Here is a 16,176-nt window from a genome sequence, read left to right on the forward strand (position 1 = left end):
AGTGTTCTAAAACCTGTGGCTTTTTTGTTTTTATACTTCCAAAAAAAGTTTATTAATTACGTCTTTATCTTGTTCATTAAGCTGTTCTTGTAAAGCTCTAATAAAATCCATTGACGTAGCTGGTCGATTAGGAAATGCGTATTTTTGCCATACTGATTTTAAAGCTGTCACAATCACTGCATCCCCAAATTCATTCCTAAGCTTTGCAAATACAAGAGTGGCTTTGGAATACTGATCGTAACTTTTTGATGAATCTACCAATGCTTGCTTTGTCGAAATATCTAGCCTAGAAGCTTGTTGATATCGTTGAGTTTCATATTTGACTAATGCATCGACAGCCTTTTTTCCGTAACGCTTTTCAATCACCACAAGCTCTATATATTTAGCTAATGATTCAATCAAAAAAGCGCTATCTTCAGGAACACTATTGCCAATATCATGACCAAACCATTGATGAGCCGTTTCATGTACTGCACGTCGATAACGTTGATCAAAACCTGCTCCCTCACTTGGTTTTGCTCTAAAACCGACTTTATTATCAATCAAAATAATTTCAGGTAATGCATACCCAGTCCCACCAAAACCTGTTGAGTCAATCAAACTGAGCTTTGAACCTTTGTACGCATTAAGATTACTCTTAAACCAAGAAAGCGTATCACTCATAGCTTGTAAGTTAACTTTTACAGCATCTTGAACAGTTTCTGTTGCACTTGATTTAGTAAAAACCTGTAACTTCACCCCCTCATAAATTAACTCAGTTGCTCCAAATGGAAACGACATCCAAGCAGGTAAGTTGTTAATTGGCACTGTCGTCTGAAATTTAAAAACGGCTCTTTGTCCTTCAATAATATGCTCTGTATTTTTACCTTGTGAAACGACCTGATAACCTACTGCGGTGGTAACCTTGCTTTTCATAGTAATACGTTCATAGCTATCCGGTACTTGGTATGTAGTATTAAATAGCTTTGAAGGTGGTGTTTTAACATAGAGTGGAAGGCCATAATCTAATCTTAACTTCTCATCACCTAGCTCATAGTTTCTTTGATATCCAAGCGTCGGTAAAAGTGGAACAGAACGAATATAACTAAATTCAGGCGTAATGATTTGATGCCCTTGTGTGGGCCATAATTTGGCTTGCTTAACTTCAAATTGTGTTTTAAGTTGCCTTGTTTCAAATGGCTTGAGTGCAGGTTTAAACTCGTAAATAGCTTGATTCATTGATGGATAAAACGCGACTTGCTCAGCTCCTTCTATCTTAATATCTGCCCATTGATAAAAACCTGCGCGACCTATCAATACCTGTTTTATTGGTTTTTTGTGAGGGTTAGTAAATGAGTAGGTTAAGTTAAATTGTGCTGTTTGCTTATAGGGGTAAAAATCTATTTCTGCATCGATATGACTCACTTTTGGCTGAGCTTTATGTTTCCAACCAGTAAACATTCTTTCATAGTTTGCTTTAAATCTTTCTCGTTTATGAGAGTTACTTAGTGGCTTTTCTGAAATTAAATTAGCATGCAGCTGCCAAAATAAACTGATAGCTAAAACTGCAGGTGTTAACAGCCAAGCATCTTTACTTTTAAAAGCCCTGCGGCCCAACCCTGTACCACGATGATTAAAAGCCTGACTAACAAGCACAACACTAAGTAATAACACTAGCCATGCGCGAATATAAGGCCAGTAACTACTTAAACTTGCGCGATAGCCCCAAAATTCATTAGCCGGCTGCAATGGTGTCCAAGCTACACTCCAAAACGTGTGTGTTAGCCCTAAATAAGTCATTACTGGAGTAAATTTAAGTAACAAAATGGCTAAAACCACTAAAGATGCAACGAGCTCTGAGCGCATTAAATTGAAAATACATACAAATACTGAAGCAATAATAGCCAGCGGCAGCCCCATTAAAGCTAAAATATAAATATGTTGATAGAAGTCAAAGTCACTGCCAATAAAAAGTTCAGCTAGAGATGCGCCAACTAAGCCAATTAACGAATAAACAAACACCAAACTCACTATTGCCAATAATTGGCTATGTAAAATTGAAGCGGTCTTAATAGGCGCTGCTGCAATTATCTCTGCTACTTTATAGTGCCTAGCATTACAACTAAGTTGCCAACTCCATAGAGCCACCAGTAAACACCCTAGCAATATATACATATCAAAGGCATATTGATTAACAGCATCAATGCTAGTTGCTTTTATAACACTCATTGGCTCTGCATACTGAGAAGAGGATGCAACACTATTAAACACCAACCCTAGCCATAAAAGTAACAAAATGATTGTTATTGGTTGTTTTAAGATATTTAAAATTGCAGCTTTATATAGCTCAAATAGAATCGAGCTTTGACGAAATGTAGGCTTTACCGTTTGATAGTGAGTGTTAGGCCTAAAATCGGACTCAAGATGCCTTTCCTTCGCTTTTTTTGCCCGTGCATGTGCTTGGGGGTACAAACCAACAGCGAAAGTAAAAATAACCAATGCCAGACTAAAACAAACAAAACGATTAATATAAAAAGGAATATTTTGCGACTCGCTAAAACTTGCTATTACCGTTGTATAGGCAAATGGATCTAACCAGATGAATAACTTATAAAACGTTTCGTTAAGTACATTACTACCTGCTAAAATTGGATTACCCGTTATACTCGCAGCGAACAAATAAGCTATCCAAATGCTTGCAAAAACGGCATAGATAATCATTGAGCTTCGAAACCTTTGACAAAGCCAAAATGCCAAAGCAATAAGTAAAAAACAGTTTATGAGTAAAACAAAACCACTATAAAAAATTGTATAACCAAGTATTTGCCAACTAAATCCATATTTTTGAAAATCTACGAAACTCATAACCAACGTACTGCTTAATGAAACCATCATTAATAGACTTACAAAACCACCTATTCGAACATAGTTTTTTTGTCTTGAACTTACTGATGCAACAGCAATAATTTCGTCCATATGAAAGAGGTGATCACGTAAGAAAATTGCTGGCGATAATGCTCCAACCAATAAAACCAATTGCATCATGTGTAATGACACTAAATGCAATTGATACTGCTGTAACGGGTCAACATTACTTGTTGCAAGCCCTGAAGAAAGTGAAAATGCAAAACTTGGCGCAATAAGCAAGCACACCCAAACTATTGGTTGACGAAAAAGATACTTTAACTCATTAATTATTAACATAATTCGCCTCTTTGAGATTTTAGTTCAAAGAAGTACTTATCTTGTAATGATTCTGTCGCCAAAACAGCTCCTATAGTTGGGCGTTCTGCGGCATAAACTCGAAAGACAGGCCTGCCATATCGATAACTTTGGCTCAGTACTAAAGCACCTTTGGGCAGTTCGTTTGGCAAAGTTTTTAATGTCCATACTTTACCTTTGAGGTGACTTACTAAGGTATCGATATGGCCACTTTGTATCAGTTGACCTCCTTTAATCATCGCCACAAAGTGACATTGGTTTTCTATATCTTCAACAATGTGTGTTGAGAGCAAAATCAGTCGATTCTTACTCATTGAAACTAATAAGTTATTGAGACTCTCTCGCTCAGCCGGGTCAAGCCCCGCAGTAGGCTCGTCTAAAATAATTAATCTGGGATCACCCAGCAATGCTTGAGCAATACCAAAGCGTTGTTTCATTCCCCCCGAAAAGTGACTGACTCTTTTATTTGCATGTTGAGTTAAGTTTAACGCAGTAAGCAGGTCATCAATCTGTTGCTTTGTCTTTTTAATTTCAAGCCCTTTTAATATGGCTATGTGTTCAAGTAGTGCTCTACACCCTATATGTGGGTAAACACCAAATTGTTGTGGTAGATAACCAAGTTGCTTACGTAACTTTTCAGGGTCTTTTAATATATCTAAGCCACTAAACTGTATACGGCCAGAATTAATAGTTTGCAGGCATGCAAGGGTTCTCATCAAACTAGACTTACCAGCGCCATTTGGCCCCAATAAACCTACCATGCCGCTGGGTAACTCAATGGTTATATCATTAAGTGCTTGAGTTCCATCAGGGTATGTTTTCGAAATATGTTCAAGTGTTAGCATTTATTGGCTCCTTAATTAGCACAAATCTAGATTAAGGAATGGCAAAGCTCGCTACTATGAAGTAATGATCAATGAGTCAAGTTTGATGATGAAAGCAAATATTCTGCTTTCGTCATCAAAAAAAGAACTTTCATCAAAATGTGGATGAATAAAGCAATAAAAACGTTAAGCTAAATCTATTAGTAACCCTTTATCAGTATGTTACGCCCTCAGTTTCCACATTATTTAGAAATTAGGGTAATATATAAATGTTCGAAAAAACAACAATGTAAAGTTGCAAAAATAAAAAATGAACGGAGTAGATTTTGCTGGCAGCTATTAGCTATTTATCATCAACTAAAAACACAAAAAGCATGGTTGCTTTACTACCATTAATCGCTGCGATACTACTTGAAAGCCATATTCGTTATCTTTCCCTGAGAATTGATTCACCAGGTACTTATCTAAAAGTAAATTTACAGCTAATTTTTGAGTGTATCCCCTTCTTAATCGCTCACTGGATAGCATCTCAACACTCTTTAAAGCAAGCTTCATTGTGGTGGTTGTCTGGGTTTATTGGTTATCCAATAATCACTTATCTATTAAGCAACGGCTTGCCAACTTATGATAAATGGCATTACTTACAAGAACAATGTTGGTTACTTTGCAGCCTAGCAAGTTTATTTTGGCTTTCATCCCAACGTTTTAAGAAGAACCAAAAATCTAAATTTACCAGTTGGATTAGCTCATTGTTTACATTAAATAAAGTTGTTTTTTTTATATGTTTTGCCTGGGCGTTTATCATGGCTGGCATACTTAATAGCCATGAATCCCCCCTGCTAAATCAACCATTCGCATTGATATTTGATACTCAAAAGCTACTTACAAACTATTATCAATTTATTTGGTATTTTTCTCAGCTTCTGGTCTACGCAATTATCGTTCACGGCATTTTTTTATTTAATCGTTACATTTTAATACGTCAATTATTAGCCAGACATGGAGTGCTCATTTTTGTATCTGCATGCTTAATTAGCATGGTTATTTTTACACCATTACTTGTCGCTATTGTGCTCACATTACCTGTTAATGACTTACCCTCATATGTCGCCAATCTAACTCCGGGAGGCAGCCAAAACATTATCAATAAGTACAATTATCAGTTTATGTTTTTATTTTTAAGTATCTCTACACCCATTATCTTGGCGTTTGAACGCCAACAGCACCACCATAAATTAGAAGAAGTAGCCAAACAGCAAATAAAAACAGAACTAAAGCTACTGCAGCAGCAAATTAATCCGCACTTTTTATTTAATACTTTAAATAACTTATATGCACTTGCATTAACAAAATCAGAAAAGACTCCTGATTTGGTATTACAGTTGGCTGACTTACTGAGATATACCGTTTATGAAGGGCAAAAACCATTCGTTCCACTCGAAAAAGAGCTAAGTTACATTAAAAACTTTCTTGAACTGCACAAGATAAGGCATGCAAATAACTGTAGATTCAACCTAGCATGGCCTGAAACTACTCAATCTCTTTCTATAGCACCACTGCTTCTGATCATTTTAGTTGAAAACACCATAAAGTACGGTGTTGAACACGCACAAGAAAACGCTGAAGTAACGATAAAACTAACATTAAACGACAACGTTTTAACTTTATATTGCGAAAATAGTATTCCTCGCAAAAGCGATAACGATGATTCAGGTATGGGACTAAAAAATTTAAAGCGCCGTTTAGAGCTGCTTTATCCCGAAAAACATACTTTATTGGTGCACAATCACAATGGACTTTGGCAAACCAACCTCTATTTGGAGCTATCAAGTGATTAAGGCAATTATTGTTGATGATGAACCACTTGCTCATCAAGTAATTCTTCATCATTTAGAGTCGTACTCAGATATCAAAGTAGTTTCTCAGCATTTCAGCGCTAAAGATGCTTTGTACGAATTAGCAAAATCAACTATAGATGTCGTGTTTTTAGATATAAACATGCCAGAATTGTCAGGATTAGAGCTCATTCAAGCACTCGCTAATCCACCTCAAATTATCATTGTGAGTGCTTATGAAGAATATGCAATCACGGGCTTTGAACTTAATGTTACTGATTATTTACTCAAGCCTGTATCTGCAAAACGTGTTCAGCAAGCAATAAATAAAGTGCGCGAGCGCATTTACCTGGCTCCTAAAAGCAAATCAATCACCTTAAAAATAGATCGCGAAAAACGCAAGCTTAGCTTAGATACAATTAAATATATTGAGGCATATGGTAATTATGTAAAAGTACACCAAGACGACCAAACGATCCTCGCAACAACAACTCTAAAACAGCTTTTAGAGCAGTTAATAGGTTCATTCACTCAAATCCATAAATCATACATAGTGAATAACAACAGAGTCATAGCTATTACAAACGAGCATGTAGAGCTAGATAATGGTGATAAGATAAAAATTGGCAAATCTTTTAAAGAGCACTGCAAAGTTTTACTTTAGAGAATACTTATCAGGTGTTCTACAAGAACCTCATGCTGTGAGATTGGCAAATGAATTCCTTCCGAAGGACATGTCGTTATAAGTTCAAAGCAATTAACAAAACAGCAGTTGTTGCTCTCAGCAACATTTCTAAATTCTTCCACTAACAGTTTTGCTTTTAGCTCTGCTCCTGCATAAATAGATTGATACGCGCCAACTTCATACACCGCAGGCGGGCTTAGTATCATTATTTTGGGCAATTCGCGGTGCAGATAGTAGTTTTTTATATCTAAAATGAGCGTTTCGAGGGCATTGGCAATATCAGCAGGCGACAGTGCAAAACGGCGCTTTAAATCATTCGTGCCGAGCTGGATAATAATCACATCTAAATGATAAGCCGCGAGGTAGGGTTCGAGGTATTTAATACCCAGTTTATCGCCACTAAAAGGCGGGTCGTTCACCAGCGTACGGTTTGGCTGTCCGGCTTCAATCACTTCATAGCCAGCACCTAATTTAATACCAAGCAAACTTGGCCAGCGCTCTTCGGCAGCCAAGCGTTTACCATCAACGGGCGAAATACCATAGGTGTTTGAATCACCAAAACATAAGATATTCATTAGAATGGATTCAGTGTGTAACCTTGTTGTTGCAATTGTGCGTGTGCGGTCATTGCCGACAAAGCCATTTGTACACCCGGTATAAGCTGCTGTTGCTTTACCTTCATGTGCGTTGCAGACTGCCCGCACAAATACACAACAGTGTTCTGTGCTAACAATTGTGAGATCAATTGCTGATTTTTATTGTCGCTGTCAAAGCGCTTTTTATAAAAACTGTTTTCCAGTACATCAACACTTGCGCCGCCATGCACAACTAAAGCAAGTTGAATGTTCTCAGGTTTCACACCATGAGCTATGTGCATATTAATGAATCGTGCTAATGAGTTCATTTTGTTATTCTGCCCCCCTTTTTCTGCCGCATCAGCTACATCAAATGCCACTTTGAAAACCGTTTGATCAGAGATTGGCGCATGGTTTGGCACATCATAATAAAAACCAAAACCTTTAATAGCAGGCTCAGCTTGCTCTGCATGACTAAACGAAGATAATAAGGCTAAAGATAAACCTAACAGTGTTGATTTCATAAAAGTTCCTGTTGTTTTTTACTCTAGCCTACCTTGTTTAAACGCGTTTAACTAGCATCAATATGTTGATGCGCTTTAAAGGTCATGCCTAAGTAATTAAAGGTGTTTTTAAACATCTCGATAAACGCGTTAGGTGCGTGTGAAGATCCTGCGTTTGAGAGCAATGAAAACTGCTTTTCACGAAGTGTTCTCAGTTTAGGCCTGAGTGTTTCATCATCCATGTAATCAGTGATCCGGTCTAAAAATGCTTTAAACTGCGGTGTGGTGTTATACCAATACACCGGAGATGCAAGTACCCAATGTTGATAATTCAACAGCGCTTCAAATACCGCATAAAAATCATCATTTTTATATTGCTTATCGTAGCAATAAGGCGAGATAACATAGTCATCTAGACATACCACATCACCACCATATTGCGTTTTATAATCATTAACTTGTAAACTCGTATTACCTTGTTTTCGCGCACTTGAATAAATAATTACCGTATTTGTTATTGGTTTTTGTTGCATGACTATCACTCCTTTTTTATGATGTGCGCAGCGTAAAACCTCAAGCTAACTTTAGGTCAACACCTTGGAGCAAATTATGTCAGATAAGAAACTTATTGATGCAAACCTATCGGTTGGCTTTGTGGCAAAACGCAGTGGCGTAAAAGTTTCAACCTTGCATTTTTATGAGTCGAAAGGACTTATTCGCAGCTGGCGAAATAACGGTAATCAGCGCCGCTATAAACCCGATGTATTACGCCGAATTGCCGTAATAAAAGCCGCGCAAACCATGGGCATAACCCTTGAAGACATTAAACAAACTTTAAGCACTCTACCTGAGCAGCGCACACCCACTAAACAAGATTGGGCAGAACTTTCGAAGCGCTGGCAAATCCAATTAGATGAACGCATTCAATACATGCAGCGATTGCGCGAGCGCGTTAACGGTTGCATTGGCTGCGGCTGCTTATCAATGGCCAAATGCCCTATTTACAATAAAGACGATTATTTAGGTGAAGAGCAAAATGGCGCAGTGCTATTAGACAGAAATTAAGTTTATTACTCTGACCTATTTTAAGCCATAAGTGCAGCTAAGCTAACTTACATGAAGTAAAAATTAACTAAAATTGGGCATGCTAATTAGCATGCCCAGTTTGTTATTAATCCAAGCCATTTAGGCCGTCTTTTGCGGCGCGATAAAGAGCACCAAGAGTCGAGTCAAAAGCCCATTTAATAACACTGTATGTTAGTTCTACAGCTTTGCTAACAACTTTGCCAGCAAACACCAACATATGACCAATAAGACCCAGTGTTTGTGAAGCAAATGATGCTGATGCTTTCGCAATTTTATCTAAAGTTCGAGCAAGCATGTCGTAAAATGTCAGGCCTGTTCCAATCGCTGCTTGTGCTGCAACAGCACTGTAATAACCAGCGTCTTTTAATAAGGTAACAAGCGCCGCACCTAATTTATCAGCCCAGTGTGAATTGAATGATGCTTGATTACGATCTTCAAAATTTAAACGCACAGGTGTATTCAAATAATGATTCGCACGGATTGTCAGGTTGCCCCAATCATTACTATTTGCGGTATTGATGTAGCCTGGTGTACCACTGAGTTTATGTGCAGCACCTTTTAAACCTTGCCCGCTGTCTAAACGAATTTCTTGGCCCTGATAAGGAGCATGAGAAAATGGCCATAACGGCACTTTAGTGACAGGATCGGCACCATGAGTACAACGATAAATCTTATCGATTCTGCCTGTTGCGGCTCTTGAGAAGTTATCTAGACCAACACGAGGAGAGCCAAATGTATACAGTTTTACAGGTAACGAATATTCAGCTTTGATCCAATCTGCCGCTAACGTTGCAAGTGCACCACCTAAGCTATGACCAACTAAATGTACGCACCCTGTTACTTTATCTCGTATATTTGCTGTTACAAACTCCTGCAAACCCGGCTTCATGGTGTAAAACGTTTTATTAAAACCCGCATGAACCATACTACCGTTTGCACCACCACTTAAACCGAAGTTTGCATCTGTTAAACCATCTCTTAAAGAGGCTGTGCCACGAATGGTGATAACAGAATCACCTTGAAACTCATTTTTTCCGTGTGCAACTAAACCAAAGCCTGTACTTAAACCAAATAAATGAGAGAAAAACCCACCCGACACACCTTGTACAGCACTTGGATTAATTGAGAAATTAAAATTATTTCGCAAAGATGCATGCAATGAGTGATTAAGTAAATTAGTTGTTTTAATACTTTTTGCTTTATAAGCAAGCTCAGCGAGTTGCACCGCTTGAGTAGGCGTCAAGGTTTTCATATAAGTTCCCTTTGTATGAGTCGTTTTAGGTTAAAGTTTACATGATGTATAAATCGCAAAAGTATGGCTTGTATCTTCTTCGATAGGAATATCGTATGTTTCTGGCTCTTTAGAAATATCGCATTCTAAATCAGCAAGTAATCGTTTGAGGGTTTGACTATTTTCATGCAGTGAAACAAGTGTATACCACAATACTATTCCCTCTGGCGTGCCATTTTCTAAATAAATGTGCTGTACCAATGAGTCATTATCGAACATGTTAGCTGGTTTACTGGTTTTAATTGTTTTTTCTGAAAACGTAAAATAGCCCTGTTCATCAGTTACTGTTTCGTCGATATATTCATCACCGTAAGTAAGTGAACGCATCACTTTGGTATTTGCAACAGGCTTCCCATCATCAAATAGCTGCCCTTTAACAGGGGCAGACAAAATAAAATCACTTTTATTAAAAAAACCAAACATATTCGCAAATACCTGTGTCGTAGTGAATAAAACAAATAATGTAGCAATTAATATAGCTAACTGCCTAACCCTTGATGAGAACACACCAAGCCTCCTTGCAATGCAATTTATGGCAACAAAAACCGTATTATGCTGATTTATACATTATTAATTTACGCAGAATAAAAACAACAAAACAGGTACAAATAATAACTAAAAAACAACCTCCCTTGCAAGGTTAAAAATCAAACCGAAGTACTAAAAAATATTACACGTATAATTTTTATGATAATAGCCACCCCAACTCCCATTGATAATATATATGCATAGAAAAAAGCAATCGCTCCGCCAGAGGGGTCATTTATTTTATTAATTTCTATACACATAGAGCAAAAAATAAAAAATATGGCGATATTTATAAACAAGCCAAGAATAAAACTGCCATCAACGAGTGGTGATATACCTATTAACGCTGCCGCAAGTATCAAAAAAGTACCAGATAATGCTGGCTTTAATTGAAAGCGAAACTCGAGTACTTTAAGTAAAAATGTAAAAACCATTAAACCTAAATAGTAAAATGAAGGCCAAAATAGCTGATAAAACGGCTCAACTTGCTGATCAGCATCAGCAATTGTTGGCTGAACTTCTGGTGAGCCTGTAAATAATGAAATTGACCAATATATAACGCCAAAAATAAGCAGCCACGACGTCAAAAAACGCAAAGTTAGGATGAGATCCAATGACCTTTTGCCCTTTGATTCTAAAGTTTTAGCAAGTGTTAAACCTAATATTGTCACACCACTTAACATCCCAACTGCAAACCAAAACTGCTCCATGTAACAATAAGCAACACTAGGCGTGATACCCAAAAGACCAAAGTTAAATAGCATGACAGTCGAATCTTGCGAGTCTTCATTAAGATCAACTTCTTTTGCAAATAACGCAAAGTAAACAAACAGTGGCTGTAACAGCAGCATTAAAATGCACGCATTCATTAATGACATAAACCATCCTTGTAATTGTTTACCTAAACTCAAGCTTTTGTAGCTTACTGATTAATTCGTTGAAAATAAGGCTTAAGCTTTAAAAGCCCTGACTCAAGCTCAAACTTTTGAATATTTGGGTTGGTAGATTTAAGGCCATTGACAAAATGACTGTGGATCATCGTAGCCATCCCCTCAAAACCCGCTGGCGCACTGGCCACCAAGTCTTTTAATAAGGGCTGAATAAGAACCTGATGTTCTTCGATTAAGTCCGGTTTGTTATAAACATCGTTAACTAGTTGGGTGAGTGTTTGTTGATGTTGTTGTTCCATACTGTTTCTATAGCGCATTTAATAGCGTTTATAGCTCCTTGCTGTGAGATTAAACTTCTTGATTTAAAATAGGTGAATAAAGCCCATGAGTTTTAAATTAGCGTATATGGGCTTCATACAATATGACCTTGTTTAACTAATTCCAATATAAGGAGATACTTTTACTGCTGCTATTACTAACTGATTGAGTTTCTCTAGCATCCAATAAAGTATTTTCTTCACTTTGGAATAGGTAATATCAACCAAAGTAACGCCAGACTTACCAACAAAGTTAAGTATATGGCCTAGCACCCCTTTACAATCTTCTGCATATTTCGAGGACATTTTTGATATTTCAACCAAGCTACGCGCTAAAGCATCATATATAGTTAAAGTACCAGCAACGACACCTTGCGCTAATATGCTTGTTATTTTGCCACTCTCTCGTAAGAGCGTTAACAGTGCGCTAGTGATTTTATCTGCCCAGAGAGCATTAAATGATGCATGGTGGCGATTAACGTACTTTAAACGTGTCATCGTCAAATTAGATAATGAGCCTCTTTCCATACTTTTATAGTCTGGGTAACGAGATGCGGTATTAATATAACCTGGTGCATTCCCTGCCATTTTGTGAGCAGCCCCAGTTAAAGAGACACAAGTACTAAGCCTATACTCGCTCCCAGCATGTACAAATGGCCAAACAGGTACCATAGGGACTGGATCACTCCTGTGTACTGCACGATAAATACCATTTAAATTTGTTTCAGTTTGAATCGCAAATGGGTTGCAGCCGACTCTTGGAGCACCAAATGTATATAACTTTACCGGCATTTTAAATTGCGACTTTATCCAATTAGCAGCCAATGTTGCAAGAGCACCACCTAAACTATGACCGACACAATGAACTGGTCTGCTACCTAGTTTACTGAGTATCTTTGATAATTGTGGTTTAATAGATTCAAAAGTACGATTAAAACCTGCATGTACGGCTTTATAGTTTGGCCCCACAGTCATTCCGCAGTGTAAATCAGTTAGTGTGTCAGCAATACCTGCAGTACCACGAAAAGTTAACACTACTTCACCCTTATGGTTTCCTTTATTATTACCAATTCCAAAAAAGCCAAACCCTGTACAATGATCCAAAATATGCTCAGCAGCAGTTCCGCTAATGCCTGTAAACGTTGAAGCTGATGGATCAAATGCAAAGTGGCTAGTAATGATTGGGTTGGCATTTATTTTTCTAGAAGTATTATTTGCTTCTAAGCTTTTATAAGCAAAGTTAGCCAATTGCGCCGCTAAACTTGGCGATAAAACATTCATGTAATCTCCTTTTACTATCTAAAATCTTTAAAATAATCCGTGTCATCCTCGTTTTCGTATATTTCAAAGTCATTTTTCCATCTACAAATTGTCGAACCATAAAAATTTAAGTTCTTATTAGAATGGTTTGTAAATATGAAATCTACATTTTGAGATGATAAGTCAGCTATCAAGCTATTTAACTTTTCTTTATATTCATTTCGCTCTTCAATTCCTACTAACTCACAATTCCATAATTCGTATTCACTTGAATTGTATAAGACTGTTATATATTGGTAAGTAACTTCATGAGAAAACATATCTCCAGGAATTTTAGAGTCGATCACTACTTCTGGCATGAAGAATGAGCCATCAGCTGCAGTTAAAACTTGATCCTCTTTTTCAACTCTGTGGGCAAACTTCAAGTTTCGAAGAATAACAGCTCCTTCTACAGGTTTTCCCTTTAAAGTAATAACTCCCTTAACCTCAGAGCACATATGAACATCGTATTTTTTTATTAAGCCAAACATATGCTTAAACCTCCCTTTAATTCACGACTAAAAATTGTATAGTCCTGATTTCGAATCTAATTTCTATTTCTAGATACTGCTTTTTCAATGACTTCTAAAGTGCAAATATCGACCACCTATCATTTTCTAGCGCAAGTTACTTTCAGAGTTCTCGCCTAATGTATCTCCATAACCCATAACAGAAATACCTTATTTCTTAAAATCATCTACAGAAGGTAACTGACTAGAGCTCAAATCATCACAAAGCCAATACTCTTTCTTACCGCCTTGGACTAACGTGACCGATTTTTCTTTTATATTCATACCTAGTTCTTCACTGTGATAATCACTCAGTGTTAATTTATTTTCACCGACTTTAAACTCCATACTATGTTCTGTAACCAACGGGCGGTGATAGCTAAATTTACCGATAGCAATTACTTTTTCAGGCATTGAGTGCTTAAATTGCGAATGACTAAATTGCTCTAGTTCAAAAAGGCCTTTATGCTCCTTAACTACCACACTGATCTTGGTTGGCGTATCTGAATGGCACTTAAAAATAACAACAAAGTCACTTGGATTCGCTTGGCACGCATTAATACACAATAGCGGCAAAGTGAGCAAAACAGAAAAAAGCTTATTTTTTATCATATTTGTCAAAGGCCTTTTTTAATTTAATATCATAATTATTTTGGGCGTACTGTGAGCCATTGTAACCTTGGGCAAATGCAGCCCAATTCAATGTTCTGAGATACTCTTCTAAACCTTTACTTTTAACAAAGCTCACAAATGCATCTAACTGCTGCCTTTGCGAAGTAAACATTGTTTTAACAAAAGCCTCTACACTCGCAAATCCTGCAGCTCTAAAATTAAAACCCATAATCTGAAAACGCCCCCATGAAGTTGATTTTAAAGCTTCTGTTGCATCCAACTCCATAGCCTTTTCGAGCCTTTTATACTCTAGAGCACCTCCAACATATAAGCTTCGATTCCAAGTCCTACTAGAAACAGACGGGTGACTCAAATCATACTGATGGTTTGTGAATCGCGAGAAAATATGCGCTTCATATAAAATCTTTGGTTTTCCATTAGGTAAAAAGGCATCACCAGAAGATTCAACCTCAGCTACAGCTTTAATCGCAGCAACTTTACAATTCAATGCCTTAGCAACACTCAAAAAGTCAGATTCAGTTAACTCTTGAACATTCGATGATGCCAATGGTAATTTAAAGCGTAGTTGATGGCTTTTAATTATTAGTTTCTCGTTAATCTTTTTGTGAGTTCGGCCATTTGGGTCTATTTTCCCATCTGGACGCACAATACCTACAACTTTGCTTTGAAACTGTTTAATTGCAGCAACTGTTTTAGAGTTTTCAGGGCGGGAACCTAAACGCCCGTCCACGACCAATGCGTTTATAGAAGGGAGCAATTTAAGTAATTTATTTAATGCTGTTTGTATTGCTTTTACTTCGGCCGGGGTATTAACACCACTCAGACCAACTGACTGAGTTATTCTTATTGCTGACATATGAAAGTCCTTTTCATGTATTTATTTTCAAAGCCATTTCATATTAACGTTCAACAAAATGGCTTATTTAGTACCCAATGGATACTCTATTGATTATTACTTAGTTGAAGTGATTAATCGCTACTGCGTTACTTCTTATGTAGTTCATTAGACATAGCGACAATATCAGCCATTATGCGTTTCTCGCCCAATTCAGCTAGAAAATTCAAATGCTCAATCGCTTTTACTTTCTGCAAATTTTCAAGCTTATTTACACCACCAAGAGCCAACGCAGGAACGAATGCATACATTTCATCGGCTTCTAATGGGCCAAGTTTATTAAGTGCTCTTTCGAACAATGGAGATTCACTAACATCGTCTTGATCGTAGGACTCTTTGCTCATCGTAGCAAAAAACAATTCAACCGAACGCTCTTCTCCTCGTTCTTTCAACTTTTTAGTTCCATCTCTGGGTAAAAACATACCAAAATTTGCATTAATTTTTATGCTTCGACCAGAGGTTTTGCCCCAAACAATTAAATCTCCAAAGGCACCGCGGCCAATAACATAATATTTATCTAATCCTTTTTCTTCACGCTCAGCGAATTCAGTTCCTCCAAGCCAAATTTGCAAAATATCATGGTATTCCTGCGGGTTAACTAGCCAGAAAATACCATCACCCCAGCCACAAAAACCATATTCTTGCCAGTATTCCAACAAACGGTCAGGAAGCTTGCCTTTAAAAAATTCAAGCGTTTCATTGGTTGGCATTGTTGCTTTTATCGCGGGACCAAACCCCGCATAACTGTAAAAGTTATCAAAAAATTTATTCGTCCTTTAACCGTTCTATTTCGTCTGCCAATTCTTGATCCCATGAAAAATCAATATTGAATTCACCAGTTGGTTTCAGATGAAAGACAGCACGATTCCACATGTTCGAATCATTTTCAGTAGTTATTTCATGTAGCTCTTCAACATCATCAAAAATATTATCATCAACCTCAAAATAACTAACAGATTCACCGTTTTGATATTGTCCAGAGAAATCGCCTGCATCACCAAACCACTCAATATCGATGCTTGCTTGTTCCCAATCTACATTGATACTCTCTGTCATACCTCTTGCAATAGATAAATAGATATCTTGTATCTCTCGCTTTCCCACC

18 protein-coding genes are annotated in these 16,176 nt (G+C 37.3%); 3 read left to right on the forward strand and 15 right to left on the reverse strand.

Annotated features, from left to right (window positions below):
• Positions 1 to 30: 30 nt before the first annotated feature.
• Positions 31 to 3,183 (reverse strand): M1 family aminopeptidase, encoded by a 3,153-nt coding sequence (locus QUE86_RS16845; RefSeq protein ID WP_286260694.1) that lies wholly within the window; start codon positions 3,181 to 3,183, stop codon positions 31 to 33.
• Positions 3,177 to 4,046: an ABC transporter ATP-binding protein gene (locus tag QUE86_RS16850; RefSeq protein ID WP_167657463.1), complete on the reverse strand. Its 870-nt coding sequence runs from the start codon at positions 4,044 to 4,046 to the stop codon at positions 3,177 to 3,179. Before QUE86_RS16850 ends, QUE86_RS16845 begins: the two co-directional genes overlap by 7 nt.
• Positions 4,047 to 4,351: 305 nt before the next feature.
• Here QUE86_RS16850 and QUE86_RS16855 point away from each other — a divergent pair, with 305 nt between their 5' ends.
• Both QUE86_RS16855 and QUE86_RS16860 read left to right on the forward strand, forming a co-directional pair.
• Positions 4,352 to 5,863, forward strand: a complete 1,512-nt coding sequence (locus QUE86_RS16855; RefSeq protein WP_286260695.1) for a sensor histidine kinase — start codon at positions 4,352 to 4,354, stop codon at positions 5,861 to 5,863.
• Positions 5,856 to 6,524, forward strand: a complete 669-nt coding sequence (locus tag QUE86_RS16860) for a LytR/AlgR family response regulator transcription factor (protein ID WP_130052804.1) — start codon at positions 5,856 to 5,858, stop codon at positions 6,522 to 6,524. The genes QUE86_RS16855 and QUE86_RS16860 overlap by 8 nt, the downstream gene beginning before the upstream one ends.
• Here the strand turns inward: QUE86_RS16860 and QUE86_RS16865 are convergent.
• From QUE86_RS16865 to QUE86_RS16875, 3 genes are read right to left on the reverse strand one after another with little or no spacing between them, the layout of a single operon-like run.
• Positions 6,521 to 7,120 (reverse strand): SGNH/GDSL hydrolase family protein, encoded by a 600-nt coding sequence (locus QUE86_RS16865; RefSeq protein ID WP_286260696.1) that lies wholly within the window; start codon positions 7,118 to 7,120, stop codon positions 6,521 to 6,523. The two genes, QUE86_RS16860 and QUE86_RS16865, sit on opposite strands and share 4 nt — an antisense overlap.
• Complete coding sequence (locus tag QUE86_RS16870; RefSeq protein ID WP_130052806.1) at positions 7,120 to 7,644, reverse strand: DsrE family protein; 525 nt, start codon at positions 7,642 to 7,644, stop codon at positions 7,120 to 7,122. The genes QUE86_RS16865 and QUE86_RS16870 overlap by 1 nt, the downstream gene beginning before the upstream one ends.
• 47 nt (positions 7,645 to 7,691) lie before the next feature.
• Positions 7,692 to 8,156: a flavodoxin family protein gene (locus QUE86_RS16875; RefSeq protein ID WP_286260697.1), complete on the reverse strand. Its 465-nt coding sequence runs from the start codon at positions 8,154 to 8,156 to the stop codon at positions 7,692 to 7,694.
• Between the two features lie 76 nt (positions 8,157 to 8,232).
• On the opposite strand from QUE86_RS16875, the gene soxR reads away from it, so the two are divergent.
• Positions 8,233 to 8,688 (forward strand): redox-sensitive transcriptional activator SoxR, encoded by a 456-nt coding sequence (soxR, locus tag QUE86_RS16880; RefSeq protein ID WP_286260698.1) that lies wholly within the window; start codon positions 8,233 to 8,235, stop codon positions 8,686 to 8,688.
• 106 nt (positions 8,689 to 8,794) lie between these two features.
• On the opposite strand, the gene QUE86_RS16885 is transcribed toward soxR, so the two are convergent.
• The 10 genes from QUE86_RS16885 to QUE86_RS16930 form a co-directional block, all read right to left on the reverse strand.
• Entirely contained in the window at positions 8,795 to 9,961 is a 1,167-nt protein-coding gene (locus tag QUE86_RS16885; protein ID WP_286260699.1) for a lipase family protein, read from the reverse strand.
• A gap of 30 nt (positions 9,962 to 9,991) precedes the next feature.
• Positions 9,992 to 10,507, reverse strand: coding sequence for a DUF6795 domain-containing protein (locus QUE86_RS16890; protein WP_105181748.1), 516 nt, complete (start codon positions 10,505 to 10,507; stop codon positions 9,992 to 9,994).
• Between the two features lie 140 nt (positions 10,508 to 10,647).
• The gene (locus QUE86_RS16895; RefSeq protein ID WP_286260700.1) at positions 10,648 to 11,406 is read right to left on the reverse strand and encodes a hypothetical protein; all 759 of its coding nucleotides are present in this window, start codon (positions 11,404 to 11,406) and stop codon (positions 10,648 to 10,650) included.
• Between the two features lie 44 nt (positions 11,407 to 11,450).
• Complete coding sequence (locus tag QUE86_RS16900) at positions 11,451 to 11,717, reverse strand: hypothetical protein (protein ID WP_209327441.1); 267 nt, start codon at positions 11,715 to 11,717, stop codon at positions 11,451 to 11,453.
• A 132-nt stretch (positions 11,718 to 11,849) separates the two neighbouring features.
• Positions 11,850 to 13,016: a lipase family protein gene (locus tag QUE86_RS16905; protein WP_166338562.1), complete on the reverse strand. Its 1,167-nt coding sequence runs from the start codon at positions 13,014 to 13,016 to the stop codon at positions 11,850 to 11,852.
• Positions 13,017 to 13,030: 14 nt separating this feature from the next.
• Complete coding sequence (locus QUE86_RS16910) at positions 13,031 to 13,525, reverse strand: DUF6795 domain-containing protein (protein ID WP_235382697.1); 495 nt, start codon at positions 13,523 to 13,525, stop codon at positions 13,031 to 13,033.
• Between the two features lie 189 nt (positions 13,526 to 13,714).
• Positions 13,715 to 14,155 (reverse strand): hypothetical protein, encoded by a 441-nt coding sequence (locus QUE86_RS16915; protein WP_286260701.1) that lies wholly within the window; start codon positions 14,153 to 14,155, stop codon positions 13,715 to 13,717.
• Complete coding sequence (locus QUE86_RS16920) at positions 14,142 to 15,032, reverse strand: N-acetylmuramidase domain-containing protein (protein WP_286260702.1); 891 nt, start codon at positions 15,030 to 15,032, stop codon at positions 14,142 to 14,144. The genes QUE86_RS16915 and QUE86_RS16920 overlap by 14 nt, the downstream gene beginning before the upstream one ends.
• A gap of 128 nt (positions 15,033 to 15,160) precedes the next feature.
• On the reverse strand, positions 15,161 to 15,793 hold the full coding sequence (locus QUE86_RS16925; RefSeq protein WP_286260832.1) for a GAD-like domain-containing protein: 633 nt from the start codon (positions 15,791 to 15,793) through the stop codon (positions 15,161 to 15,163).
• A 43-nt stretch (positions 15,794 to 15,836) separates the two neighbouring features.
• Positions 15,837 to 16,175 (reverse strand): immunity protein YezG family protein, encoded by a 339-nt coding sequence (locus QUE86_RS16930; RefSeq protein WP_286260703.1) that lies wholly within the window; start codon positions 16,173 to 16,175, stop codon positions 15,837 to 15,839.
• Position 16,176 lies beyond the last annotated feature (1 nt).

Source organism: Pseudoalteromonas apostichopi (assembly GCF_030297135.1).
Taxonomy (GTDB): Bacteria; Pseudomonadota; Gammaproteobacteria; order Enterobacterales; family Alteromonadaceae; genus Pseudoalteromonas; species Pseudoalteromonas apostichopi.

Bases quoted from the DNA above. Each gene is read 5' to 3' on its own strand.
- QUE86_RS16870 (WP_130052806.1), bottom strand. From the start codon at position 7,644: ATGAAATCAACACTGTTAGGTTTATCTTTAGCCTTATTATCTTCGTTT.
- QUE86_RS16865 (WP_286260696.1), bottom strand. From the start codon at position 7,120: ATGAATATCTTATGTTTTGGTGATTCAAACACCTATGGTATTTCGCCC.
- QUE86_RS16920 (WP_286260702.1), bottom strand. From the start codon at position 15,032: ATGTCAGCAATAAGAATAACTCAGTCAGTTGGTCTGAGTGGTGTTAAT.
- QUE86_RS16915 (WP_286260701.1), bottom strand. From the start codon at position 14,155: ATGATAAAAAATAAGCTTTTTTCTGTTTTGCTCACTTTGCCGCTATTG.
- QUE86_RS16895 (WP_286260700.1), bottom strand. From the start codon at position 11,406: ATGTCATTAATGAATGCGTGCATTTTAATGCTGCTGTTACAGCCACTG.
- QUE86_RS16875 (WP_286260697.1), bottom strand. From the start codon at position 8,156: ATGCAACAAAAACCAATAACAAATACGGTAATTATTTATTCAAGTGCG.
- soxR (WP_286260698.1), top strand. From the start codon at position 8,233: ATGTCAGATAAGAAACTTATTGATGCAAACCTATCGGTTGGCTTTGTG.
- QUE86_RS16900 (WP_209327441.1), bottom strand. From the start codon at position 11,717: ATGGAACAACAACATCAACAAACACTCACCCAACTAGTTAACGATGTT.
- QUE86_RS16910 (WP_235382697.1), bottom strand. From the start codon at position 13,525: ATGTTTGGCTTAATAAAAAAATACGATGTTCATATGTGCTCTGAGGTT.
- QUE86_RS16905 (WP_166338562.1), bottom strand. From the start codon at position 13,016: ATGAATGTTTTATCGCCAAGTTTAGCGGCGCAATTGGCTAACTTTGCT.
- QUE86_RS16885 (WP_286260699.1), bottom strand. From the start codon at position 9,961: ATGAAAACCTTGACGCCTACTCAAGCGGTGCAACTCGCTGAGCTTGCT.
- QUE86_RS16850 (WP_167657463.1), bottom strand. From the start codon at position 4,046: ATGCTAACACTTGAACATATTTCGAAAACATACCCTGATGGAACTCAA.
- QUE86_RS16845 (WP_286260694.1), bottom strand. From the start codon at position 3,183: ATGTTAATAATTAATGAGTTAAAGTATCTTTTTCGTCAACCAATAGTT.